Annotated in this window: 22 protein-coding genes; 17 read left to right on the top strand and 5 right to left on the bottom strand. The window is 37.7% G+C overall.

The genetic code is table 11. The features are described from left to right. The first annotated feature begins 213 nt into the window (after positions 1–213). The 5 genes from ASE74_RS05545 (at position 214) to ASE74_RS05530 (ending at position 6424) form a co-directional block, all read left to right on the top strand. The gene (locus ASE74_RS05545) at positions 214–1068 is read left to right on the top strand and encodes an HD domain-containing protein (protein WP_055905405.1); all 855 of its coding nucleotides are present in this window, start codon (positions 214–216) and stop codon (positions 1066–1068) included. A gap of 197 nt (positions 1069–1265) precedes the next feature. Next, positions 1266–1406, top strand: a complete 141-nt coding sequence (locus tag ASE74_RS24335; RefSeq protein WP_029280163.1) for a twin-arginine translocase TatA/TatE family subunit — start codon at positions 1266–1268, stop codon at positions 1404–1406. A gap of 57 nt (positions 1407–1463) precedes the next feature. Next, positions 1464–1676 carry a hypothetical protein gene (locus ASE74_RS05540; RefSeq protein WP_055905402.1) on the top strand — a complete coding sequence of 71 codons (213 nt, stop codon included), beginning with the start codon at positions 1464–1466 and terminating at the stop codon, positions 1674–1676. A 237-nt stretch (positions 1677–1913) separates the two neighbouring features. Beyond that, positions 1914–5411: a PKD domain-containing protein gene (locus ASE74_RS05535; RefSeq protein WP_055905399.1), complete on the top strand. Its 3498-nt coding sequence runs from the start codon at positions 1914–1916 to the stop codon at positions 5409–5411. A gap of 2 nt (positions 5412–5413) precedes the next feature. Continuing rightward, positions 5414–6424, top strand: coding sequence for a type IX secretion system membrane protein PorP/SprF (locus ASE74_RS05530; RefSeq protein ID WP_055905396.1), 1011 nt, complete (start codon positions 5414–5416; stop codon positions 6422–6424). A 2091-nt stretch (positions 6425–8515) separates the two neighbouring features. On the opposite strand, the gene rpoN is transcribed toward ASE74_RS05530, so the two are convergent. Next, entirely contained in the window at positions 8516–9988 is a 1473-nt protein-coding gene (gene rpoN, locus ASE74_RS05515; protein WP_055905386.1) for an RNA polymerase factor sigma-54, read from the bottom strand. Positions 9989–10155: 167 nt separating this feature from the next. Here rpoN and mscL point away from each other — a divergent pair, with 167 nt between their 5' ends. Continuing rightward, the gene (mscL, locus tag ASE74_RS05510) at positions 10156–10605 is read left to right on the top strand and encodes a large conductance mechanosensitive channel protein MscL (protein WP_055905382.1); all 450 of its coding nucleotides are present in this window, start codon (positions 10156–10158) and stop codon (positions 10603–10605) included. 44 nt (positions 10606–10649) lie between these two features. Here the strand turns inward: mscL and ASE74_RS05505 are convergent, their stop codons facing one another. Then, on the bottom strand, positions 10650–11522 hold the full coding sequence (locus ASE74_RS05505; protein WP_055905379.1) for a ChaN family lipoprotein: 873 nt from the start codon (positions 11520–11522) through the stop codon (positions 10650–10652). 131 nt (positions 11523–11653) lie between these two features. On the opposite strand from ASE74_RS05505, the gene ASE74_RS05500 reads away from it, so the two are divergent. The 8 genes from ASE74_RS05500 to tsaB all read left to right on the top strand — a co-directional run bounded on the left by ASE74_RS05500 (position 11654) and on the right by tsaB (position 16829). Then, positions 11654–12418 (top strand): LiaF domain-containing protein, encoded by a 765-nt coding sequence (locus tag ASE74_RS05500; RefSeq protein ID WP_055905376.1) that lies wholly within the window; start codon positions 11654–11656, stop codon positions 12416–12418. A gap of 21 nt (positions 12419–12439) precedes the next feature. Beyond that, complete coding sequence (locus tag ASE74_RS05495) at positions 12440–12787, top strand: DUF4288 domain-containing protein (RefSeq protein WP_055905373.1); 348 nt, start codon at positions 12440–12442, stop codon at positions 12785–12787. Continuing rightward, positions 12777–13838, top strand: a complete 1062-nt coding sequence (locus tag ASE74_RS05490) for a sensor histidine kinase (protein WP_235526012.1) — start codon at positions 12777–12779, stop codon at positions 13836–13838. The genes ASE74_RS05495 and ASE74_RS05490 overlap by 11 nt, the downstream gene beginning before the upstream one ends. Beyond that, positions 13816–14550, top strand: coding sequence for a LytTR family DNA-binding domain-containing protein (locus ASE74_RS05485; RefSeq protein WP_055905369.1), 735 nt, complete (start codon positions 13816–13818; stop codon positions 14548–14550). Before ASE74_RS05490 ends, ASE74_RS05485 begins: the two co-directional genes overlap by 23 nt. Positions 14551–14935: 385 nt before the next feature. Beyond that, positions 14936–15094, top strand: coding sequence for a 50S ribosomal protein L34 (rpmH, locus tag ASE74_RS05480; protein ID WP_010601723.1), 159 nt, complete (start codon positions 14936–14938; stop codon positions 15092–15094). A 67-nt stretch (positions 15095–15161) separates the two neighbouring features. Continuing rightward, complete coding sequence (locus ASE74_RS05475) at positions 15162–15560, top strand: ribonuclease P protein component (protein WP_055905365.1); 399 nt, start codon at positions 15162–15164, stop codon at positions 15558–15560. Next, complete coding sequence (gene yidD / locus ASE74_RS05470; RefSeq protein WP_055905362.1) at positions 15544–15774, top strand: membrane protein insertion efficiency factor YidD; 231 nt, start codon at positions 15544–15546, stop codon at positions 15772–15774. The genes ASE74_RS05475 and yidD overlap by 17 nt, the downstream gene beginning before the upstream one ends. Positions 15775–16133: 359 nt before the next feature. After that, positions 16134–16829, top strand: a complete 696-nt coding sequence (gene tsaB, locus ASE74_RS05465) for a tRNA (adenosine(37)-N6)-threonylcarbamoyltransferase complex dimerization subunit type 1 TsaB (RefSeq protein WP_055905359.1) — start codon at positions 16134–16136, stop codon at positions 16827–16829. Positions 16830–16835: 6 nt separating this feature from the next. Here the strand turns inward: tsaB and ASE74_RS05460 are convergent, their stop codons facing one another. After that, the gene (locus tag ASE74_RS05460; protein WP_055905357.1) at positions 16836–18242 is read right to left on the bottom strand and encodes a DUF5723 family protein; all 1407 of its coding nucleotides are present in this window, start codon (positions 18240–18242) and stop codon (positions 16836–16838) included. A 28-nt stretch (positions 18243–18270) separates the two neighbouring features. Continuing rightward, positions 18271–19839 carry a hypothetical protein gene (locus ASE74_RS05455; RefSeq protein WP_055905354.1) on the bottom strand — a complete coding sequence of 523 codons (1569 nt, stop codon included), beginning with the start codon at positions 19837–19839 and terminating at the stop codon, positions 18271–18273. Positions 19840–19928: 89 nt separating this feature from the next. On the opposite strand from ASE74_RS05455, the gene ASE74_RS05450 reads away from it, so the two are divergent. The 3 genes from ASE74_RS05450 to ASE74_RS05440 all read left to right on the top strand — a co-directional run bounded on the left by ASE74_RS05450 (position 19929) and on the right by ASE74_RS05440 (position 23660). Further along, the gene (locus ASE74_RS05450; protein WP_029279875.1) at positions 19929–20315 is read left to right on the top strand and encodes a DUF423 domain-containing protein; all 387 of its coding nucleotides are present in this window, start codon (positions 19929–19931) and stop codon (positions 20313–20315) included. Beyond that, positions 20315–22795: a primosomal protein N' gene (gene priA / locus ASE74_RS05445; RefSeq protein WP_055905351.1), complete on the top strand. Its 2481-nt coding sequence runs from the start codon at positions 20315–20317 to the stop codon at positions 22793–22795. The genes ASE74_RS05450 and priA overlap by 1 nt, the downstream gene beginning before the upstream one ends. A 208-nt stretch (positions 22796–23003) precedes the next feature. After that, complete coding sequence (locus tag ASE74_RS05440) at positions 23004–23660, top strand: protein-L-isoaspartate(D-aspartate) O-methyltransferase (protein WP_055906551.1); 657 nt, start codon at positions 23004–23006, stop codon at positions 23658–23660. 75 nt (positions 23661–23735) lie between these two features. Here the strand turns inward: ASE74_RS05440 and smpB are convergent, their stop codons facing one another. Then, on the bottom strand, positions 23736–24185 hold the full coding sequence (smpB, locus tag ASE74_RS05435) for an SsrA-binding protein (RefSeq protein ID WP_055905348.1): 450 nt from the start codon (positions 24183–24185) through the stop codon (positions 23736–23738). Positions 24186–24195: the final 10 nt, after the last annotated feature.

Below are 24195 nucleotides of genomic sequence, written 5' to 3'. Positions count from 1 at the left end.
TACAAGTATAACGTTTAATTTACTGGCTTGTTTTTTCGCCATAGGCTTTGTTGATCATTAAATTGTAATAATAGCTTTCAAAATATTTGAAAGTTGGTTTTTAGGCTAACAATTTTAGTTTTAGTAATTTTTAATGTGGATAAATTTAAATGATAAAACTAAATTATTTAGTATTTTTGAGCCTGATTAATCCCTAAATTTAAATTTGAAAATATGATTCAGCTTAATGATTTTTTATACGGCAAAATGGAATTACCTGAAGTATTTTCAGATCTTTTAGAAACAGCTATTTTAAAAAGATTGGCGGGGGTACATCAAAGTGGTGCCATATTTTTGGTTAATCCTGATATCTGCCATTCGCGTTTAGAACATGCCATCGGGGTAACCATGTTGATTAGAATGCTTGGTGGTTCTGAACTTGAGCAAATTGCGGGTTTGCTACATGATATTTCGCATACCGCTTTTTCTCATGTTGGCGATTATGTTTTTGATAATACAGATGAAGATTACCATGAAAAAGTTTTTGCAGCGGTTTTGTGCAAATCGGAAGTGCCTGATGTATTGTTAAAATATGGATATGATGTTAACCAGATTTTATATGGCACATTTGATATTTTAGAACAGCCTTTGCCAGCACTTTGTGCAGATCGGTTGGATTATACTTTACGGGATGGGGTGCATGGAGGGATAATTTCGCGCCAGCGCGCACGCGAATTTTTAACCGCTATTGTTTTAAAAGACGGGAAAATTGCGGTAAATGCAGAAACTGAAGCAAACTGGATTAATGAGGTTTTTGAAAAACTAAATAATGAAGTGTTTAAACTCCCGCTGCACCTTTATGCCAATGGGAAGATGGCCGAATTGATTAAAAATTTTTTAAGTAAAGGGATTTTAGTGGAAAACGATATGTTTAAAACAGATACCATGTTGCTGAATAAAATCAGAACATCATATGAAGGATATGAGGCCATTAAATCCATTAAACAATTAAAAGGTTACGCTGAATTTTTAAGACATGGTGCAGTACCAAAAATTAAAAAAAGAACTTTAAATGCTATTTCTGTTTAGGGCTTAAAGTAGAATATACTATTATCGCATTGCTCATTGAAGTGCTGAGATAAATTGTAATTGTTTGTGGGTATTTTATGTTTTCAGGATCTTTCTTGCTGATGGTAAAGCATCTTGTTCCGGTAGGATCTCATTACAAAAATCTAATTAAACCAATTCAGGAGAATTAACGTATATTGTTCAAAATATATAGGGATATGTCGGCAATAGAAATTATTTTAATAGGAGTGGTGATTTTGCTCATTTTCGGGGGTAAAAAGTTACCAGAGTTAATGCGTGGGATAGGGAAGAGTGTTAAAGAATTTAAAGATGCTAAAGATGAACCTCCCGTTAAATAATTGCGGTGAATAAAACTTTCTAGTTAAGGTGATGTTTTAAATGAAATAAACCTCAAAATGGATAATCAAAAACAAAACCAGGCCAAATCTAAATCCGATTTTACTGAAGAAAATAAACAACATCCTGATCAGGGATTGAATGATTGGAATGATCGATTAGATGAAAATTTAGAACCGGAAGATCATAACAACGTTAATGCAGATGAGCAAGCAAAAGATTTCTCTGCAAAATATGGGAGCGGAGATCAATCCGATCAAAGTAACAACTGAATATTTATATTGTAGCCAATTTTAATAAGATTGGCTTTTTTGTTTTCTGTTCTATCCGATTTCAAAGGATTTTCTCTGCAAAATTATTCCCTAAACTTCTAATTGAATACTCCTCAGGAGCTATTTGCTTCAAATTTGTTAAATTCTATTAATTGTTTTTCTTGTGTGCTGATTTGTAGTATATTGCCTACTATATCAAACAAAAATGTATAACGTTTTCAACTAAACTGATAGGTAATGAAAAGGCATTGGTTATTGGTTTTATTGGTGTCTTTGTTATTTCTTAAAGCATCCGGACAAAATATTTCTAATGAAGGAACTGATTTTTGGACGGTTTTTCCAACCCATGTGCCCTCAAGAGCTGTTAATGGCGTAGTTCCATATGGAAATATAGCGGTTTTTGTAACTTCAAGATCCACTTCAGAGGTAACTGTTACCTGCGGTAACGCTGCCCCTGTTACTAAAGTTATCCCTGCCAATACAGCTGTTAGGTTTGATGTACCAAGAGCCAATGCCTATATTGATGGACAAACAGAGGCAAACCAGGTTTTAACAAATAAGGGGATACACGTTAAGGTTACAGATGGCAAACCAAAGGTTTCTGTTTACACGCATATTTATGGTGCAGCAAGGTCTGCAGCTTCTTTAATTTTGCCTTTCGAAACTTTAGGGCAAACATATTACTCCATGAATTTTACTCAAAGCAGTGGTGGGAATAATTTTTTAACCTTAGTGGCGGTAGAAGATGAAACAAATATTATTTTACATGAAAGTAATGGCACTACAATTCCTATAACCTTACGTAAGGCTGGCGACGTTTATGAATATCTGGCTTCGGGAACACAGGATTTAACTGGGGTTTTTGTAGAAACTGATCCTGCAACATCATCCTGCAAACGCTTTGCTGCATTTTCTGGAACTTCGGTAATAGGAATTGTATGTAATACTTCTCAGGATCCACTGTTTCAGCAGCTTTATGCTACAAACAGTTGGGGGAAAAATTATGGTGTTGTACCTTTTATCAACAGGAAATACATCGTCAGGATTCTTGCTCAGGAAGACAATACCAGTGTTACTTATAATGGCAATACCTATACCGTTAATAAAGGCAGATTTATAGAAAGCGATCAGTTAACAGCTTCTACTTTTATCACTGCTGATAAGTTAATCAGTGTAGCGCAGTACTCCTTATCGCAAGATTGTTCTGCAGCCAGCGGAGGGGGGATAATCGGCGACCCTGAAATGGTAATCTTAAACCCGATAGAATTTAACATTAAAAGTGTTACCGTTTTTTCATCTGGTTTACAGAATATTAGTAACAAATATGTAAACGTATTAATTAAGACTGACAAGATAGCGGGCTTTAGGTATAATGGGATAGCCCCTGGTACCAACTGGACGGTATTGGATGGCAATCCTACTTATTCTTACACACAAATACCTGTTAATGCGGAGAGTATAACGCTTACCGCAGATGATGGTTTTAATGCGATTGCTTACGGCTTTGGCGATCATGAATCTTATGCTTATTCTGCGGGTACAAATTTATCGTCGAACAACTACCTCACAGTTTTTAATACTGCTAAAAATGAAGAGGGACAAAATGGATGTGTAGGGGAAACGTACAATATTAAGCTTTCGCTTCCATATAAGCCTGATTACATCAATTGGTCGCTGGATAATGAAACTGTTATTAATCAAAATCCACCCGTGCTTATCGAAACTAAAACTTTGCCTGATGGATCGAACATCTTTACTTTTGAATCGCCTTATACCAAAACCTATGCTGAAAAAGGTAAGCACAGTTTAGAAATTGTTGCCCATGTGCCCAATACATCATCATGCGTATCGGGTGATTTAACAACCAATTATACGTTTAATATTTACGATCTTCCGACTGCAAAGTTTGATCCTGTTGTTGGTTGTTCAAATGCTGTTGTGAAATTTACAGATGCGAGCATACCTAATAATGCCGATTTTGCCGTAACCAAGTGGTTATGGGATTTTGGTGATGGTAGTACGCCTGCTACCGAACAAAATCCGGAGCATATTTATACCAAAGCTGGTAAATATATAGTAAGGTTAACTGTTACCACGGGTTCGAATTGTTCGGACACTTCGGATCCTGTCGAAATTTTAATAAATCCTTCGCCATTGGCCAATTTTGATGTGAACGGATTGTGCACCAATACGCCAACTGTTTTAACAGATCAATCAAGCATCGAGGCCACCGGAACCATTGTAAAGTGGACCTGGAATTTTGGTGATGGAACTACTCCTGCAATACTGGATAATCATGTAGCCCCTGTGCATCAATATGCTGCTCCGGGTGCTTATATAATTACTTTAACTGTTGAAAGTGATCTTGGGTGCTCAAATGTTAAGCGCGTTAATATAAATGTATATGATCCTCCTAAGGATTTGAATTTTACACTTCCTGATTTCTGTTTGGCTGATGGGGTAGCCAGGTTTAAAAATACTTCAAAAAATACCGATGTTAGCACAACAGGTTTAACTGCAAAATGGACTTATGCCTTTAATGGCAATACAGTTGCTACATCTACCGGTTTTGATGGGGCTTTTACGCCAACAAGTTTAGGAGCTTACACGGTTACATTAAGTCTTAAAAATGCCGAAGGCTGCGAAACATCTTTCGCACAAACCTTTAATGTTAATGGTGATGTAAAAGCTGCTGATTTTGAAATTATAAATAATAATAGCTGCGCAACCGAAGATATTTTGATTAAGAATACTGCTTCAGTATTTACCGGTCGCATTACAAAGATTGAAATTTACAGAGATTTTGGCAGGGAATCTTCCATTTATAAAACAATCAATTATCCGGATGATAACGAAATTTTTGTTCTTAAATATGATAACTTTGGTGGTGCTGCTGACCAAACTTTTACCATTAGGCTTGTAGCTTATTCAGGAGAAAACTGCTCTAAATTTTCAGATCAAACACTTACCTTAAAACCAGTTCCTCAATTGGTATTTGATGATATTCCCCCTGTTTGTGAGGCCGATGGTACGGTTTTAATCACGCAAGGCAAACAGAAAACCGGATTAGAACTGAATGGGCCTCCCGGCGTATACAGTGGTGATGGTATGCGTGCAAATGGCACTTTTAACCCTAAAATAGCCGGAGTTGGGCCACACACCATTACTTTTACCTTTACCGGAGATAATGGCTGTTCCACTTCTATCTCAAATACCATTACAGTATACAAATCGCCAGTGGCTAATGCTGGTACGCTGATTTATCTTTTGGCTGGCGGACAGGTTGAAATTCCGGCAAGTGCTGAAGGAAATAATTTAAAATACGAGTGGGCTCCGGCAAAGGGGCTAAATAGAACCGATGTCTTAAATCCGGTGGCCTCGCCGGATGAGGATACTGAATATACTTTAACGGCCACTACGCAGCCCGAAGGTTGTGTTACCACTTCTAAAGTATTGGTTAAGGTACTACAGGTTTTAACGCCTCCGAATTCTTTTACGCCAAATGGGGATAATGTAAACGATACCTGGATTATTAAGTATTTAGAATCTTATCCAAATGCAACTGTAGAAGTTTTTAACAGAAACGGAAATAAGGTGTTTTTTAGTACTGGGTATAAAATTCCATTCGATGGTACCTACCAGAACGAACCATTACCTGTAGGGGTTTACTACTTTATTATCAATCCGCGTAATGGCAGGAAAACTATAACCGGACCGCTTACTATAATCAGATAAAATTGAAAAGAATCATCTTCATATTTGCACTTTTAGTGTCGGTTAAAGCTTTTGCGCAACAAAAACCACAATATACCCAGTACATTTTTAATCAATATTTATTAAATCCGGCACTTTCGGGCATCGAAAATTACCTTGATTTTAAAGCAGGTTACCGCAAGCAGTGGTCGGGTATTACCGATGCGCCGCAAACATCTTTTGTTTCTGCACATTGGGCTTTGGGAGATAAGCAATTATGGAGTAATGCGTTAACTTCTTTTCCGGAGCAAACCGGAAATCCGATGGATCGGAATTACATGCAAAACTACATGTCGTCGCCTTCACATCATGGGATGGGGGTTACAGCTGTACTGGATAAAACCGGGCCGATAAAAAGGTTGGATGCAAATGTTACCTATGCTTACCATTTGCAGTTAAGCAATAATTTTAACTTATCGGCTGGTATTGCCGCTGGGATTTCGAGTATCTCATTGGATGTTAATGCGCTTACTTTTGATATGCCGATTGATCCGGTATTAAACAGAGCCTTGGTTAACCAGATTAAGCCTGATTTAAGTATTGGTTTATGGTTATACGGCGCAAGGTTATTTGCAGGTTTATCTGTTCAGCAGATTTTGCCACAAAAACTAAGTTTTTCAGGTGATAATAATTATAATTTAGGAAAAGAAGTGCCGCATTATTTTGCCACAGCGGGATATAAATTTTTTGTTGATGATGAAATTGCAGCTATCCCGTCGGTGATGGTTAAATACGTTTCTCCAGCACCGGTATCTGTCGATTTAAACCTGAAACTGGCTTTTAAAGATAAAATATGGTTGGGTGCGAGCTACCGTAAAGATGATTCTTTTGCCGCAATGGCAGGTTTTAATATTGGTAAAATGGTTAACTTAACCTACTCTTACGATTTTACTACTTCGGAACTGAACCAGGTAAGTAATGGGAGTCATGAAATTGTTTTAGGGCTGTTGCTGAATAATATTTATAAAGTACCGTCTTATATTAAAATGTGGTGATGAGGGGAAGCGGTTTGTAGTTTTTCAGCGTTGAAGGGATGTATAATATCTTCATCTCGACCGTAGTGGAGAGATCTTTGGGCTTGCTAGCACCATAAATCCGTCATTCTCGCGCATGCGGGAATCTTAATGCTTTCGCTTCGCTCGGGCTTGCCTCGGTTGGCCACCGAAGGGCTTTTACTTTTGGCTTGGCCCAAAAGTAACAAACCTGAGCGCAGCGAAAGCATGACTACCTATAAAAACAAAAAACAATAAGGCATAACTGAAAGGCTTGGAACTGATGTCGGATAAATTCGTTAAAGCTTTTTGGTCGTCAGCACAAGTTCCGCCGAAGGGGCGGAAAGTGTGTGCTGCCTCAATTCAGTAATGAAAGAAAAAGGTAACGATAAAGCTTTAACGTTTTATCCTTCCATCATTTCCTATGCCGGATAGCAGGGAGGAGATAGCATAATTCAAATGGCATGATGCAGGGAATGCGTTAAATTCGTCATTGCGAGGCTGGGGAAGAGCGAGCCGAAGCAATCTTTTTCGTCGTGTTTCTAAACGGTCGTCATTCTCGCGCATGCGGGAATCGTAATGCGGTAGCTGGGTTTTACATACATGTTCGTCTCTATGCCTAAGGCGATTGTCATGCTGATCCGATAGCTATCGGGATTATTTCAAAAACTTTTCTGCTGTTTAAAACATTGAGGGAATGCGTTAAATCCGTCATTGCGAAGCTGGGGGAGAGCGAGCTGAAGCAATCTTTTAAGTTTTTTAACACACGGCCGTCATTCTCGCGTATGCGGGAATCGTAATGCTTTCGCTCCGCTCGGGCTTGCCTCGGTTACCGATATGAAATCGGTACAGGTCGGCCACCGAAGGGCTTTTACTTTTGGCTTGGCCCAAAAGTAACAAGCTTTCGCTCCGCTCGGGCTTGCCTCGGTTACCGATATGAAATCGGTACAGGTCGGCCACCGAAGGGCTTTTACTTTTGGCTTGGCCCAAAAGTAACAAACCTGAGCGCAGCGAAAGCATGACTACCTATAAARACAACAAAAAACAAGGCATAACTGAAAGGCTTGGAAMTGATGTCGGATAAATTCGTWAAAGCTTTTTGGTCGTCAGCACAAGTTCCGCCGAAGGGGCGGAAAGTGTGTGCTGCCTCAATTCAGTAATGAAAGAAAAAGGTAACGATAAAGCTTTAACGTTTTATCCTTCGATCATTTCCTATGCCGGAAAGCAGTGAGCAGATAGCATAGTTCAAATAGCAGGATGCAGGAAATGCGTTAAATCCGTCATTGCGAAGCTGGGAGAGAGCGAGCTGAAGCAATTTTTCTAGTAAGTTTCTAACACGGTCGTCATTCTCGCGCATGCGGGAATCTTAATGCTGCCTCAATGCAGTGAGGGAGGGGAAAGCTATTGATAAAGCTTTAACGTTTTCTCCTTCCATCATTTCCTATGCTGGTGCAAAATACCACTGTAGTTAAAGCACCATAGCCAACAATAGCAGATAAGTTGCTTTTAGGTAGTGAGTCGGAGCTTTTAGGTAGCGAGTCGGAGCTTTTAGGTAGCGAGTCGGAGCTTTTAAGTAGTGAGTCGGAGCTTTTAGGTCAAACGATTGGGGTCAGAGTTCAAACGATTGGGGTCATAGGGCAAACGATTAGGGTCAGAGGTCAAACGATTGAGGTCAGAGGTCAAACGATTAGGGTCAGAAGGCAAATGATTAGGGTCAGAGGTCAAACGATTAGGGTCAGAGGTCAAACGATTGGGGTCAAAGGTCAAACGATTGGGGTCAGAGGTCAAACGATTGAGGTCGGAGGTCAAACGATTGGGGTCAGAGGTCAAACGATTGGGGTCAGAGGTCAAACGATTGGGGTCAGAGGTCAAATGATTAGGGTCAGAGGGCAAACGATTGGGGTCAGAGGGCAAACGATTGGGGTCAAAGGCCAAACGATTGGGGTCAGAGGGCAAACGATTGGGGTCAGAGGGCAAACGATTAGGGTCAGAGGGCAAATGATTGGGGTCGGAGGTCAATTATAAAGTTCGCCATTTAAGTTTTGGAAAATTTGTAGTAAACTGAAAACCAAAAATTAAAAACTACAAACTGACCTATAGTTCTTTTCTTAACCTTGCAACTGGAATATTCATCTGCTCACGGTATTTAGCAACCGTTCTCCGCGCAATATTGTAACCTCTTTCTTTTAAAATTTCGGTTAGCTTTTCATCTGCCAAAGGTTTACGTTTGTCTTCGTTACCGATACAATCTTCCAATATTTTTTTAACTTCTTTATTCGAAACTTCTTCGCCATTTTCGGTTTGAATGGCTTCTGAGAAAAATGATTTTAACAAAAATGTACCGAATTCTGTTTGTACATATTTAGAGTTGGCCACCCTCGAAACGGTTGAGATATCCATATCAATCTTATCAGCAATATCTTTTAAAATCATCGGGCGCATTTTACGCTCATCAGCTGTTAAAAAGTATTCATATTGATAATGCATAATGGCATTCATCGTTTTTAACAAAGTTTGTTGTCTTTGTTTAATGGCATCTATAAACCACCTGGCCGAGTCCAATTTCTGTTTAACAAACTGAACGGCTTCTTTTAGTTTTTTATCTTTTGATGAAGCTTTATCGTAATGCTCAAACATTTCCTGGTACGAACGGCTTACTTTTAATTCAGGAGCATTTTTTGAGTTTAAAGTAAGAATTAATACACCGTCATTATTGCTGATGTGAAAATCAGGAATAATCTGCATTTGTTTGGTGGTTACCTGGTTGGCATCACCCGGTTTAGGGTTTAAACGCAAAATTTCGTTTACAACCTCTTTTAGTTCTTCGCTATCTAAACCTAAACTTTTTTCTAATTTATCGTAATGCTTGCGCGTAAATTCATCCAGGTAGTTTTCTACCACATTCATTGCTTTGATAATGATGGGGTTGCCCGGATCTTTTCTCTTTAACTGAATCAATAAACACTCTTTCAGATCTCTCGCACCAATACCCGGAGGATCAAAACTTTGAATCAGTTTTAACATTTCCAGTACGTCTTCTTCCTCAACCATCACATTTTGCGAAAAAGCAAGGTCATCAATCATCGAACCTAGCGGGCGGCGTAAATAACCATCATCGTCTAAACTTCCTATTATTTGCTTTCCAATGATAAAATCCTGATCGGAAAGGGGAATAAGGTCGAGCTGCTCTTGTAAACTTTCAAAAAAAGTACTTTCAATAGCGATTGGCGTTTCTTTTTTCTCCTCGTCATCGTCACCATTGTTATAATTGGTGCTATAATCGTTTGCCGAATCATCCTGTAAATAATCATCTACATTAAATTCGTCCATGCTGGTATCTTCTGATGACTGTTCGTAATCTTCCGGACCGTCGTTTAAGTCGTCATATTCGCTTTTTGGCTCATCCTGGGTCATTAAACTCGGATCTTCAAGTGCCGGATTTTCTTCCAGTTCTTCTTTTACGCGGGTATCTAAAGCAACGGTTGGCACCTGTAACAGCTTGATAAACTGTATTTGTTGAGGTGATAACTTTTGTAATAATTTTTGTTGTAAGTGTTGCTTTAGCATATTAATTATAAAAGAATGGGCCAAAAATAAACAATAGATTTCAGATATTATGCTGATTTGCCTTAAATGCTATCTATATGTTTGGTTTTAAAATTATTTCCTAAACGTTTGTATTGAATTTAATGTTTGCTACTTTAGTAAATATTTAAACTAATACTAAACAAAATATGGGGTTTGTAAAAGAATTTAAAGAGTTTGCCGTAAAAGGTAATGCCTTCGATTTAGCTGTCGGCGTAATTATTGGCGGTGCCTTTGGTAAAATCGTTACCAGTATAATTGAAGATTTGATTATGCCGGTTGTTGCCGCCATGGTTGGTAAGCCAGATTTTAGCAGCATTTATTTTGCTATGGGAAAAGGTGCAGAACTTATCCCGGCAGGAGCCTCACTAGCTGATGCGAAAAAAGCTGCCCCCGATGCTGCAATTTTTGCCTATGGCAATTTTATTACGGTTGCCATCAATTTTCTGCTGCTGGCACTTATTGTTTTTATTATGGTTAAAGCCATAAACAGAATGAAGAAGAAAGAGGAAGCGGTAGCCGTTACTGCACCTGTTGTACCAACAAAAGAAGAAGTGCTTTTAGCAGAAATCAGAGATTTGCTAAAAGCTAAAGCATAATACATAAAAAGCCGTTTCGTTAATACATCGAGACGGCTTTTTTGTTATTGATAACTTCTTTTTACGGCTGGATTGGTTATAATAATGTAATCGCCAAGATTTGTAAATTTTCCCCAATCAGGATTGGAAAAGCTTTCATCAGAAAAGGATGAAATGTTCAGGATTTTTAATTTGGGGTTGGCTTTTGCCAGTTTTGCTAAGGTGCCCAATTTTTCATCACTATGAAAACGCCCGTTAAGCTGTAATACCTTTGTCCCTTTATTGGCTTTAATAAATTTGTTGATAGCCCACGCCATTGTTGCATCCCATAAATTTTGAGTCTGGTAAATTTTCATCGTCCCCATGTTATGGCCGCCCAGGGTTTCGTTAAACTTTTCATAATATCTGCCTTGTGCGGTATCGATAGGCAATGCTGGCAAAAAATTAAATGATGTTTTAGGAAATTTTTCCAACGCTTTCAATCCACCCATGGTAACTGCGTTGCTATAGCGCGTGGCTGCATTTGCCGCAATTACCTGGAGTTGGTGCTGTTTGGCATAATCTACCATAGGTTTATAGTCGCTATAGTTTCCCCATGCCCTGGCTTCTTTTATAAAATTCTTTTCAGAAATTACGCCTGCCAAAAATTCATCCATTTCCGGCTGTACATCTGTAGCGAACATTTCTAACGATAATGCTGTTTTTGGGTATTTGGTGTTAAGTTTTTTAAAGAGTTCTGCTTCCAGGTAATGTCCTATAGAATCGTTATGGTCTTCGCCATAAAATAAAACATCAGTTGTGTTCATATCATTAACAATTTCATCTATCGAAATTGTTTTCTGCTTTTTTACATCGTAAATCTTATACTGCTTATTAATTTCCTGCGCACATAAGCCGGTAGAAATCGTAAACATCATTATAAACAGGGAAATTTTCATATCTCAAAATAACAAAAATATTTTCACCGATAAAATAAGGTTACTTACCGCCATTTATGCGCTTGTTGCATGGATCATCTATTTGATTCGGGAGCTTATCGATACTTTTGGATTATTAAATATGAACACACATGGAAAATATTAATCATAACGATAACAATCAGCTTAAAAATTCGGGAAGGGTTTGGAGCGGTTTCCTCATCGTAATTATAGGGTTTGCATTTTTATTAAACAATATGGGGCTAAATATTCCAAGATGGATTTTTAGTTGGTCTAATTTTTTAATCGTTTTAGGTGTATTTATCGGCGTTCGTCGTAACTTTAAAGGAATAGGCTGGCTGGTTTTAATTTTGGTTGGTGCTTATAATACTTTAACAAATATACCGGGTTTAAATTTTGATCTTTCTAAATATGCCTTGGGTATGGGTTTGGTAATAGTAGGCGGTTTCTTAATCTTCAGGCCAAAGGATAATGCTTTTTTTAAGAAAAAACGTAAAGACAAGAATAGACCTGAATTTGATTTTGGCACTGCCACCGATGACAAAACTGCAAATAATAACGATGTTATTGATGTAATGGCGGTATTTGGAGGCAGTAATCAAACGGTTTATTCTAAAAACTTTCAGGGGGGTGATATTACGGCTGTATTTGGAGGGGCGGATATTGTAATGACGCAGGCTGATTTCCCCGAAACGGTATCGCTTGATGTTACTGCTGTTTTTGGAGGCGTAAAACTAATCGTGCCACAAAATTGGGCCATAAAATCGAACGTTACTGCATTGTTCGGTAGCGTGGAAGATAAAAGATCGCATTTGATGCCGGTAGCTGAAATGACAAAAACATTAATTTTAGATGGGACAGCTTTGTTTGGGGGGATCGAGATAAAAAGTTTCTAAACATTTAATAAAACATCGCCTATGAAATGGTTTGCAGTAAATTGTATCTATCAGGTAATTTGTGGTGAGGGGAAACATAGTCCCCAGTTTAATGAGCAAACGCGTTTAATCCTAGCAGAAAGTATAACGCAGGCCTTAGATAAAGCCAAATTAAATGCCGTTCATTTTAATCCCTCTTTTAACAATTGCCAGGGAGAAAAAGTAGTATGGAAGTTTATCGGTGTAGGTGGAATATCGGAAGTGGCAGAACTTACCGATGGTGTGGAAATCAGTTCGAAAATTGTTGAGCCGAAATCAGTAGACCATTATCTGGAAAAGCTGAAACACCGCAATAAATCATTAACTAATCAAAACCATTTTGACAACTAGACCTTTATCCGTTCCGCAAATACAGAAAACATCCCTTTCCATTGCAATAGTATGGACTGTATTGTGTGGTGTTGGATTGCATTATGTAGTAAATTTTTCGTGGTGGATTTCGGTAACGGATAGCCTGATCAATAATTTTTTACTGGCCCTGGCCTGTATTGGTATCAGCAATATGCTGGGTTACTATCAACCTAAAAATGAACGGATATTGTATGTGCTCATTATTACGCTTGCACTTACCTTTGTAATTATTTTTGCTGCTAAATATGCAGTGCTCTATATTTTTGCAGATTATAAAGAGTATAAAGATTTCTACAATTTTTCTTTTGCTTTTAGGGGATTGATTTCATTTATGTGTTTGGCCTGGTGTGCTTTGGCCAATATTCTATGGTACAGACTGGAAGAACAATCAGAAACGCACGAAAGGCTTTCTGCGGTCAAAAGTTTGGCTAAAGAGGCCGAACTGAATAAATTAAGGCACCAATTACAACCACACTTCCTTTTTAACAGCTTAAACTCGGTATTTGCCTTAACTATGGTAAACCCGAAAGAGGCAGGAGTAATGATTACCAAACTGGCTTCTTTTCTTCGTGGAACTTTAAAACGTGATGATGAATTGTGGGTTTCGGTAGAAGAAGAAATGGAGTATATTCAATTGTACCTTGATATTGAGAAGGTAAGGTTTAGCCATAGGTTAAATATCGAAGTAAATGTAGCCGAAGATACCTTAAACCTTTGTTTGCCAGGTACGTTGTTGCAGCCTATTGTAGAAAATGCCATAAAATTCGGCCTTTACAATACTTCTGCCGGCATTACGATTAAAGTAGATGTTACGGTTGAACACAATATTCTGCAGTTGCGTGTACAAAATCCTTTCGATCCGGAAATGAAAGCAGCGGGAGGGACAGGATTTGGTTTAACTGCCATAAAACGAAGGTTATATCTGTTATTTGCGAATACTCATCTGTTGCAAACCGATATTGAGGCAAATAATTTATATATTACAACCCTAAAAATTCCACAAAAAAATGATCAGAACAATACTAATTGACGATGAGCCTTTAGCAAGAGATATTGTAAAATATTACCTTTCAGATCATGCAGAAATAGAAATTGTAGCCGAATGTGGTGATGGGTTTGAAGGCTTAAAAGCGATTACCTTGCATAAGCCTGATTTAATTTTTTTGGATATCCAGATGCCCAAAATAAGCGGTTTCGAAATGCTCGAACTGGTTGAAGATAAACCTGCGGTAATTTTTACCACTGCTTTCGATGAGTTTGCCATTAAAGCTTTTGAAGTTAATGCAGTAGATTATCTGCTGAAACCTATTGATAAATCGCGTTTTGATGCCGCAATTAAAAAAATACCCAACAAATTAAACCAAACCGCAAATACAGAGGCTATTTTGGATGCAGCAGCTTTAAGTCCGGCGCAAAACAATAGGGTAGTGGTTAAAAAAGATGGCGTAATAAAGATTATTCCTGTCGCCGATATCAACTACCTCGAAGCAGATGATGATTATGTGAAATTGAGTACGGTAGATGGTGCTTTTTACAAAAATAAAACAATGGCTTATTTCGAACAAACACTCGAAGTGAGCCAGTTTATCCGCATACATCGATCTTACATCATTAACCTTGCACAGGTAACCAAAATAGAGCTCAAAGAGAAAGATAGTTACGTAGTGTTGTTAAAATCAGATATCTGGTTGCCGGTAAGTAAAACTGGTTATGTAAAGTTAAAGGCAGCGCTGGGTTTGTAACTAACCCTTCAATTCAATCAATCGGTTGGTGTTTTACCGGACTAATATATTTTGGAAAGCAATTGAGTGCTAAAGTTATTATTAGTTCTGCTTTTCATTATATGTAATTAAGGTTCCTTATTAGTAAACGCTTCAAGGTAGCTTAAAAGATGCTGAAATAAATCCGATAGCTATCGGATCAGCATGACGATTGCCCTAAGGAATGTTTAATGAAGAGCAACAAATAACGCAAACAATCAATTATAAACAGACCATTAGTCGCGTTTTTCGAAAGATTTTATAAATTTGCATCAAATAGAAAAAATAATAATTAATCACTCTTGCATTTGTAGAGAAATCGCTTTATATTTGCACCTCTTAATTTTACAATAGATAATATACAGTCATGAAAAGAACATACCAACCTTCGCAAAGAAAGAGAAGAAACAAACACGGCTTCCGCGAAAGAATGGCAACAGCTAACGGCAGACGAGTATTAGCATCACGTCGTGCTAAAGGAAGAAAAAGATTAACAGTTTCTGACGAACGCAAGCATAAAGCATAATTTTTGATTGCTTTTCCGTTAACTCGGAATCGGCAGATCAAAATCTGCAATTATCAATCAAAAATATATGTACACATTCAGAAAAGAAGAACGGTTATGCAGCAGGAAACATTTAGACCTGTTGTTTAAAAACGGTTCTTCTTTTTTATTATACCCATTTCGGGTTTCCTATCTTTTTATAGATCATCCGGCTGATGTACAAGCGCAGGTGGTGATTAATGTTCCTAAAAAAAGATATAAACGGGCAGTAGATCGTAATCTGCTTAAACGCCGTATCCGCGAAGCTTATCGCTTAAACAAACAAGATAAATTGTATCTGCCACTGCCTACAGATAAGGGCTTGCTTTTATTTTCTATTCAGTTTGTGGGAAAAGATAAATATGAATTTGCTTTTATCGAGAAAAAATTGATTGCAACCTTTAAACGCTTTCAAAATTTAATCCAACCTAATGAAATTCATCAATAAAATTTTCGGGTGGTTTTTTTTAGGACTGATTAAAGTGTATCAATACGCTATTTCGCCAATGTTAGGGGCAAACTGCCGGTTTACACCTACCTGCTCGCAATATGGAATTGAAGCCATTAAAAAGCACGGACCATTTAAAGGTGGCTGGCTTGCCTTAAAACGCATTGGCCGCTGTCATCCCTGGGGTGCACACGGTCACGATCCTGTTCCTTAGTAGGTTTATTCATTCCGTTATTCATTAGTCATTTGTTTTATCTTTCGACTACGCTACCATTCACAGGTATCAGTAAAGCGGTCGACATTGCTGGTACGAAGCTATCCTACAAGCCCACGCTAGTAGCGATTGTTATAAGATTGTTTCGTTGGCTGAAAAAGCTTTCTCAGCAATGACGCCCCTCGGCGTAAATTTATTTACCTGAAATTCTTCTGTCACTTATATTAGTTAAATAAATCACCCCTCAGGATGATATGCCAAGAGGGATAGTTTTTCAAACGAGGTGCTTAAATAGGTTATCTACTCCAAACGACTAACTCCAAACTTATCTTTGTTCCATTTTTACTTATCTTTGGGCAATGGCTAATATACTTCAAATAGAAACGGCTACTGCTATCTGTTCTGTGGCGTTATCTGTAAACGGCGAAACAATTTCATTAAAAGAAGAGCAGGGGCAAAACCTGCATGCGGCTAACCTCACTTTATTTATAGATGAAGTAATTAAAGCTGCTGGATTGAACTATCAGGAATTAGATGCCATTGCAGTAAGTAAGGGGCCAGGATCTTATACCGGTCTTCGCATTGGGGTTTCTACGGCTAAAGGACTTTGTTATGCTTTGGATAAGCCTTTAATTGCAATTGAAACTTTAGCCATGATGGCTGCAGGCTTTCTTGCTAAAAATCCTCATTATACCGGTTTAATCTGCCCGATGATTGATGCCCGCAGAATGGAAGTTTATACCTCTATTTTTGACCCTTCTTTAAATGTAATTACGCCAACTGAAGCTAAAATTATTGATGAAACAAGTTTTGGCGATTTTCTTTCACAACAACCTATAACCTTTTTAGGCGATGGTGCTGCAAAATGTGCAGCAGTATTAACGCATGTACATACAGCGTTTGATGCAGCAAATTACAATTCGGCAACTTATATGTCGCGTTTGGCAACCGAAGCTTTTAATAAAGGCAATTTTGAAGATGTAGCTTATTTTGAGCCTTTTTATTTAAAAGATTTTGTGGTTACGCAATCTAAAAAGCAGCAGGCGCAAAGTTAGTTTGGGTTATTTCCGCTTAAAAACAGAAAATAGATTTTTAAAGAAACTTCCTTCTTCCTTATCATTAATGCCTGGTATTACATCTGCAAACTGTGGATGGTTAACCACATTGCCGAATTTTATGCCAACACCCATGTAAAAAGAAGCCCCGTTTGGACCACTTCCTATAGTTGCATCTTTTTTAAGGAGGCCGTAGGTTTGAAAACTGGTTGCAACTAAATTATCGGTACCCATAAAGATTTCGAAATTAGGAGTTTGGTATTTCCCTTGCAGTCCGACCATAAAAACGTCGTTAAAATTATATAAAGGAGTAATACTTCCCGAAAAGTTATTGGCAATAAAAGCATTTACAAGGGCTATATCTCCACCTTTGTAAAACAAACTTTTAGAAACCGCTAAACCAGGTTTATAAAAACCATAGCGTTTAGATAGATAGATATCTAATTTTGCATTTGTTGGTGTTAAAAATTTTTTGCTTTGTTCTGAAAGGAGAAAAATATCTTTTATTTCCTGGTTGGTATTGTTTCGATCTCCTAAATCCTCGATTATTTTAGATTGGTTAACTGTAGTTCTTTGGGTATTGCTTCTCCACCAGATAAAGCCTAAATCTTTAATATTAGCCATTAAAAACAGCCCTTTTTTTGTGGTGTAATTTGTTCCAAAGCTTAGTGATAAACCTGGGTTTTTAAAATTTGGAAAGAAATTTTTCTTATCTACTTCATTAAAATCGGAGAAATTACTCGAATATGTGCCATTTAATCCAATCAATAATGCCGATGCGGTAGGATCTATATATAAGTATGAATTGGAAATATCGAGTTTGTTGTAAAGTATTCCGCTTAATATACTGGCCTTAAGCCCAAAAGCCAGCCTTTTGTTCCAGTTTTCACGGTAAGTAAAGCTAAATTGATGGTAACTTTGTTCGTATCCTTTGGTATCGAATAGGCCATAGTATTGCTGGCCTTTGTTAAACCGTTCAAAGGAATCGAAAATTGCAAGAGTTTCATTCGTATAATCAATATTTGCATCAGACCTGATCTGCCAGGAAAATCCCATTTCTTTTTGGTATTTATAGGATTTAAACAGGCGGAAGGTAGCCAGATAAATGTTACTGTTCTGGAAGAAATGATTAATCTCTCCTGTTCCTATCGGTATCCCTGAGGTATTATATTCGCCTTCCTGCGTCAGTCTGCGGATAAAAAATTTAGAACCTCCCTTGTTAATCGCATTTACGCCAAAATAAGGCAGCAGAAAATTTGAAGAAAATTTCCGGGATGAATCAAGGGTGAATGATTTTTGGGAAGGGTTTTCGAAAGCATCAAACATTGTTTTCGTTCCGAAAAGTGCATACTGTTGAGCATTTGCAACCCCGAAGCAGGCCAAAGCCAGTAACGCAAGTAAAAGTTTCTTCATGTAAAATGGTTTTCTGGCTTGTTTCTAATTAACGGTTACTTAACGAATCTGGTATTTCCGGTTTTAAATATTTGTTTAAAAGCAAGTTAGTAATAAACTTGCTCTTGTCTGCACTCATCTGATAATAAAAAGTATCGAAACTTTTTAAACCACTATCTGCCCTTAAATGTTTGTAAAATGGAAGTTGAATATTGTTCCTGAAAATTTCTGCCGAGTTTTTAGTGTTAATGTAATAGCTAACATTAGAAGTTGTCGAAATTTGGTTTACCGCATCCAGGTATTGTGGCGTTTGGATTAAAAGCCTGTTGTTTTTATAATCATTTAAAAATGACTGCACTGTACTTGCGTTGTTGGCCACCACCAAATTATTATCAACAATGGCATAGTAAGGCCTCCCAAATTTTTTAAAAGGCTCGCCAAAATAGCTGTATAAAATGTCTGATGATTTAAACAACTTAATGTCTTCATTGTAATCGGCACTAACATCCAATAGCAGCTGTTTTACTTTTTCTCCGTTCGATAATGCCACAGCGCCCAGTTTTTCAGTAGTACTGAGCTGAAACAGGATAAACTGGTTTTTAGTGTAGGTAGAAAATACGGCGTTTAAATCTATCCTGTAATTATTTTTAACGTTTCCAATTACGCCATTAACTTTGTTTGTTACTTTGGTTTGCTCTTGCCAGGCTTTTAGCTTTTTGAGCCATTGATTATAATCATCATAAGCATAAAGAGCATAATTTGCTGTATTATCAGGTAAAATATTTTGTATAGATGTGTTTTGGGCAGCGGTATTTTCGAAAAGTTTAAGGTAGTTAAGCTGGTCTTTCAATTCTGTATTTCCACTGAAAAGTACTTTTTCTTTACTAAAATTATAATTGAGTACGGCAAAACTGTTCTGTTGATTAAAAATCGATATTTCGCCGTTCAGGTTACCTGCTACAATGCTTTTCAGCAATAATGGAGCTTGATTGAAGTTGATATACACATGGGCCAATACATTTTTAATCTGCCTGTTGTTCTCTTTAATGTAATCAGTAAATGGATTTTCAGTTAAACGCACATTGGCATCATTAATCAGTTTTAAAGAGGTAGAAGCAGTGAGCACCTGGTTGTTGATACCCAAATAAATAGATAAACTATCATTCACTTTAACGGTATAGCGGTTTTTCGACTGTTCGGAAATTGCTTTTTTAAGTTTCAATTGCTCGTACAATTTTTTTAAGTCCTTTTCTTCCTGGAGTTGTAGCGTAATCAGAAAATTTAGTGTTTTGTTCGAATCCGGAAGTACACTGATGTAAATCTGTTGATCTTTAAGGTATCGGTTAAGCTGATTATCGTTAATGATAGCTGTTTTAAGTTGTTTTAAGAGGTTTGTTTTGTCTTTACCTAAAACCTGCTGGATCAGTTGTTGGCCTTCCATAATGTCATAAAAACCCTTATCATTCTGGAAAGAAAATACCAGTGCCGCATTGTTTGTGGCAGATTGCAAGGCAAGATCTTTTGCATCATTATCTGTTCCCAATTTTGAAAAATAGATGTAGGCCATAAAGGCTACACCCAAAAATAATGCACTTGTTAGAATTACGATTTTTTTCATCTGCTATGCAACAAATTTAATTTATTACATTGATTAGTGAGAAGTTCTTTCTCAATTTATTAATTTAGCGATTGCTATTGGCAATAATTATGAATAAACGAATAATCCTTACTGCTTCTTTTTTTGGTGCTGTTGCTGTTTTACTGGGTGCATTTGGTGCCCATGGCCTTAAGGCCTTAATTGATGGTCCGTCATTAGAAATCTGGCAAAAAGGTGTTGATTATCAGTTCTATCATACGTTTGCTTTGTTATACCTTTCTACCTTTGCACGTTACCGGAACAAGCTGATTAATATTGCCTATTTCTGCTTTACATTTGGTATTATTCTTTTCTCGGGCTCATTGTATTTATTAGCCACCAGAAGCATATCCCATTTAGGATTTACTGAATTTATTGGCCCGATAACGCCAATTGGCGGTTTGTTATTTGTATTGGGATGGATAATGCTCTTTTTTGCAGCATTTAAAGATAAATAATGAATATTTACGAAAACGATATTTTTGCAGAAAGAGAAACACTTTTTGTAGAAGTCATTTTGCCATTATCTTTGGCAAAAAACTATACTTATCGTGTGCCTTTTGATCTCAATGACCAGATTGCGGTTGGGAAACGTGTTGTAGTGCAATTTGGTAAACATAAAATTTATACCGCACTTATCAGTGGGATTTCTACAGTACCACCTACCGTTTACGAGGCAAAATATATTATTGATGTAGTAGATCACGAACCGGTAATTACGCCAACGCAGCTTAAATTCTGGTCGTGGATGACGAATTACTACATGTGCAACGAAGGCGATGTAATGGCAGCTGCCTTACCGGCAAGTTTAAAGCTGGCCAGCGAAACCATACTGATGTTGCGCGAGGAGTACAATGAGGATACTGAACTTACTGATAAGGAAGAAATTATTATTAATGCCTTAAAGCAACAGCAAAAACTAACAGTTAATGATGTTTCTAAACTTTTGGGGCAGAAAACAGTTTATCCGATTATTAATCACCTATTGGATAAAGAACTGGTGTTAGTTGCTGAAGAAGTGGTGCAGAAATATAAACCTTTACTAAAATCATTTATCCTTTTAAACGATTTTTATAGCGAAGAGGAGCACCTGAAAGAACTTTTTAACGTTCTGGAAAGAGCACCTAAACAGCTTGATGCGCTGTTGGCCTATCTGAAATTACAAAAATCCAATCTTCCCATTTCTAAAGAACAGCTTTTAGAAGAGAGTAATTGCGGCCCTGCGGCATTAAAAGCATTAACCGACAAAGATATTTTTGTGATAATGAAAAGACCTGTTAGTCGTTTGGCTGCTCATGATGAAGAATTTAGTGTAAATTTTGAGCTAAATGAAGGTCAGCAGAAAGCTTTAAATCAGATTAACCAACATTTTGAAGAAAAAGAGGTGGTTTTATTACATGGCGTTACCGCATCAGGAAAAACGCAGGTATATATTAAACTGATCGAAAAGATTATCCAAAATACAGATGGCCAGGTGCTATTTTTGCTGCCCGAAATTGCTTTAACTACGCAGATTGTAGAGCGGATTAAACGTTATTTTGGCAACTCAATCGGGGTATACCACTCCAAATTTAACAACAGTGAGCGCGTAGAAATCTGGAATAAAGTACGTACAGGTGCTTATAAAGTGATTTTGGGTGCACGTTCGGCTGTTTTTCTTCCTTTTGAACATTTAAAACTCATTGTGGTTGATGAGGAGCATGAGCCTTCTTATAAACAGTATGATCCGGCACCACGTTACCAGGCCCGTGATGCTGCTATTTACCTGGGTTATCTCCATCAGGCTAAAGTTGTATTAGGATCGGCCACACCCTCATTAGAGAGTTACTATAATGCCTTGCAAGGTAAATATGGCCTTGTAGAAATGAAAGAACGTTTCGGTGGGGTTCAGCTTCCGAACCAGCAGGTGGTAAGTATCTCCGAAGAAACGAAGAAAAAAACAATGAGCTCGTATTTTTCGAGCGTGTTGATTAAAGATATAGATCTGGCGCTAGCAAAAAAAGAACAAATCGTTCTGTTTCAGAACAGGAGGGGTTATGCAACCATTTTGATTTGCGCTACCTGTGGCTATACCCCTAAATGTGTAAACTGCGATGTAAGTTTAACCTACCATAAAAGCAGTGGTAAATTACATTGTCATTATTGTGGTTATCAGCAAAGTAGTGTTAACATTTGTCCGGCTTGTGGCTCAGTGCATGTAGAACAAAAAGGATTTGGTACAGAGCGTATTGAAGAAGAACTCAGGTTGCTTTATCCTGAGGTAACAATTGCCAGACTGGATATGGACAGCACCCGCACAAAAAACGGACTGCAACAGATTTTAAACGACTTTCAGGAGAAGAAAACGGATATTCTGATCGGTACACAGATGGTGGCAAAAGGATTGGATTTTGATAACCTGAACCTTATTGGGGTAATCAATGCGGATACGCTTTTGGGTTACCCTGATTTCCGTGCTTACGAACGCAGCTTTCAATTATTGGCCCAGGTTGCGGGTAGGGCAGGGCGAAGGGCCGACCAAGGGAATGTGTGCATCCAAACCTACGATGCCGAAAACCGCATCATCAAACAGGTTGTAAATAACGATTATGAAGGGATGTATAACGATGAAATTGTAGAAAGGGAGAAATTCCTGTATCCGCCATTTTCACGGATGATATTTCTTTATGTAAAACACAAGGACTCGCATGTTCTGGATCACGCTGCATTTACGCTGGCCAATATCTTAAAAGCAAAGTTTGGCAAAAGGGTTTTAGGGCCCGAACAACCTTTGGTTAGCCGTGTGCGCAATCTTTATATTAAACAGATTATTATAAAAGCCGATAAGCATACTGCCATTCAGAAAGTTAAAGATGCCTTAAGAGAAACCCTTACGCAATTTAACGCGACCAAAGAGTTTAAAGGTGTTTTTACACAAATCGATGTAGATCCGTATTAAACTGGGTGAATAATTGAGGGATGGAATGATTGAATGATTCAAAGAAAACCAATTATTTAAAACTCACTCATTCAAAATTCATTCATTCCATAATATTCCCAATGTGGAAAATGTATCAATCTCTAATTCAGGTAATCCATTTATTAATTTAATCATTCTCACATTTTGCCATTGTATCACCGTTTAAAAAAAGCTAATTTTGATGCTCATGGCGTATAAATTTGTTGATAATTACCGGGAACGTGGAGCGAGAAAAAAACTTGTAGAGTTGTTGAGATCTCGAGGGATTGAAGATGAAAATGTATTAAAGGCTATTGGTAAAGTTCCCAGGCATTTCTTTTTTGACGAAACTTTCTGGAACCAATCTTACAAGGATATAGCTTTTCCGATAGGTGATGGGCAAACCATATCACAACCTTATACCGTTGCCTATCAAAGCGAACTTTTACACATTAAAAAAGGAGATAAGGTACTCGAAATCGGAACCGGTTCTGGCTATCAAACCTGTATTTTAATGGAACTGGGCGCAAATGTTTTTACGATTGAAAGACAAGAAAATATTTACAACAGAACCGTTCAGGTTTTGCCTGGAATGGGGTACCGGCCAACCTTTTATTGCGGAGATGGCTCAAAAGGTATCGCAGCTCATGCGCCGTACGACAAAATAATCGTTACTGCCGGAGCTCCTTTGGTTCCTGAAATTTTATTAAAGCAATTAAGGATAGGTGGCATTCTTGTAATTCCGGTTGGCGACGAGAAAACACAGAAAATGGTAACTGTTATCCGCGTAAGTGAAACCGATTACGAGAAAATTGTACTGGATACTTTCAGGTTTGTACCTTTAGTAGGCGACCAAGCATGGTGATTGAGTTGGGAGTTTGGAGATTGGAGTTTTGAGTTAATTTAACTCCCAGCTCCAAACCCTCATCTCCAAACTAATTTACCTCTTCATCGCTCTATCCAACTCCCGTTTTGTATCCCGATCTTTAATGCTATCGCGTTTGTCGAATTCTTTTTTACCCTGAGCAAGTGCAATTTCCATTTTAGCAAAGCCTCTTTCGTTAATAAAAATACGCAGGGGTACTATGGTATAGCCCTTTTCTTCTCCCTTTAGCTTTAATTTTCTAATTTCTTTTTTCTGTAACAATAGGGCACGGTCGCGCTTAATATCGTGGTGGTAAAAAGAACTGTGAGAATATTCAGAAACATGAAGATTGCGCACGTAGAGGTTGCCTCCTATAAACATGCAAAATGCATCCGTCATGTTGGCCTTCCCCTGTCTTATTGCTTTTATTTCAGTTCCTAAAAGGGCAATTCCCGCTACGTATTTATCTAAAAGATTGTAGTCGAAATAAGCTCTTTTATTTTTTATGTTGATATCGTTTTTCAAAATTTAATAA

It is taken from the genome of Pedobacter sp. Leaf216 (genome assembly GCF_001421515.1).
In the GTDB taxonomy this organism is placed as follows: Bacteria; Bacteroidota; Bacteroidia; order Sphingobacteriales; family Sphingobacteriaceae; genus Pedobacter.
This window is presented reverse-complemented; position numbering and strand designations above follow the sequence as displayed.

What these genes read in the sequence shown, in the direction of transcription:
- ASE74_RS05440 (WP_055906551.1), top strand. Translation starts at nt 23,004, where the DNA reads ATGGCGTATAAATTTGTTGATAATTACCGGGAACGTGGAGCGAGAAAA.
- ASE74_RS05475 (WP_055905365.1), top strand. Translation starts at nt 15,162, where the DNA reads ATGTACACATTCAGAAAAGAAGAACGGTTATGCAGCAGGAAACATTTA.
- rpmH (WP_010601723.1), top strand. Translation starts at nt 14,936, where the DNA reads ATGAAAAGAACATACCAACCTTCGCAAAGAAAGAGAAGAAACAAACAC.
- ASE74_RS05455 (WP_055905354.1), bottom strand. Translation starts at nt 19,839, where the DNA reads ATGAAAAAAATCGTAATTCTAACAAGTGCATTATTTTTGGGTGTAGCC.
- priA (WP_055905351.1), top strand. Translation starts at nt 20,315, where the DNA reads ATGAATATTTACGAAAACGATATTTTTGCAGAAAGAGAAACACTTTTT.
- ASE74_RS24335 (WP_029280163.1), top strand. Translation starts at nt 1,266, where the DNA reads ATGTCGGCAATAGAAATTATTTTAATAGGAGTGGTGATTTTGCTCATT.
- ASE74_RS05545 (WP_055905405.1), top strand. Translation starts at nt 214, where the DNA reads ATGATTCAGCTTAATGATTTTTTATACGGCAAAATGGAATTACCTGAA.
- rpoN (WP_055905386.1), bottom strand. Translation starts at nt 9,988, where the DNA reads ATGCTAAAGCAACACTTACAACAAAAATTATTACAAAAGTTATCACCT.
- tsaB (WP_055905359.1), top strand. Translation starts at nt 16,134, where the DNA reads ATGGCTAATATACTTCAAATAGAAACGGCTACTGCTATCTGTTCTGTG.
- ASE74_RS05450 (WP_029279875.1), top strand. Translation starts at nt 19,929, where the DNA reads ATGAATAAACGAATAATCCTTACTGCTTCTTTTTTTGGTGCTGTTGCT.
- ASE74_RS05505 (WP_055905379.1), bottom strand. Translation starts at nt 11,522, where the DNA reads ATGAAAATTTCCCTGTTTATAATGATGTTTACGATTTCTACCGGCTTA.
- ASE74_RS05535 (WP_055905399.1), top strand. Translation starts at nt 1,914, where the DNA reads ATGAAAAGGCATTGGTTATTGGTTTTATTGGTGTCTTTGTTATTTCTT.
- ASE74_RS05540 (WP_055905402.1), top strand. Translation starts at nt 1,464, where the DNA reads ATGGATAATCAAAAACAAAACCAGGCCAAATCTAAATCCGATTTTACT.
- ASE74_RS05495 (WP_055905373.1), top strand. Translation starts at nt 12,440, where the DNA reads ATGAAATGGTTTGCAGTAAATTGTATCTATCAGGTAATTTGTGGTGAG.
- mscL (WP_055905382.1), top strand. Translation starts at nt 10,156, where the DNA reads ATGGGGTTTGTAAAAGAATTTAAAGAGTTTGCCGTAAAAGGTAATGCC.
- yidD (WP_055905362.1), top strand. Translation starts at nt 15,544, where the DNA reads ATGAAATTCATCAATAAAATTTTCGGGTGGTTTTTTTTAGGACTGATT.
- ASE74_RS05485 (WP_055905369.1), top strand. Translation starts at nt 13,816, where the DNA reads ATGATCAGAACAATACTAATTGACGATGAGCCTTTAGCAAGAGATATT.
- ASE74_RS05460 (WP_055905357.1), bottom strand. Translation starts at nt 18,242, where the DNA reads ATGAAGAAACTTTTACTTGCGTTACTGGCTTTGGCCTGCTTCGGGGTT.
- ASE74_RS05500 (WP_055905376.1), top strand. Translation starts at nt 11,654, where the DNA reads ATGGAAAATATTAATCATAACGATAACAATCAGCTTAAAAATTCGGGA.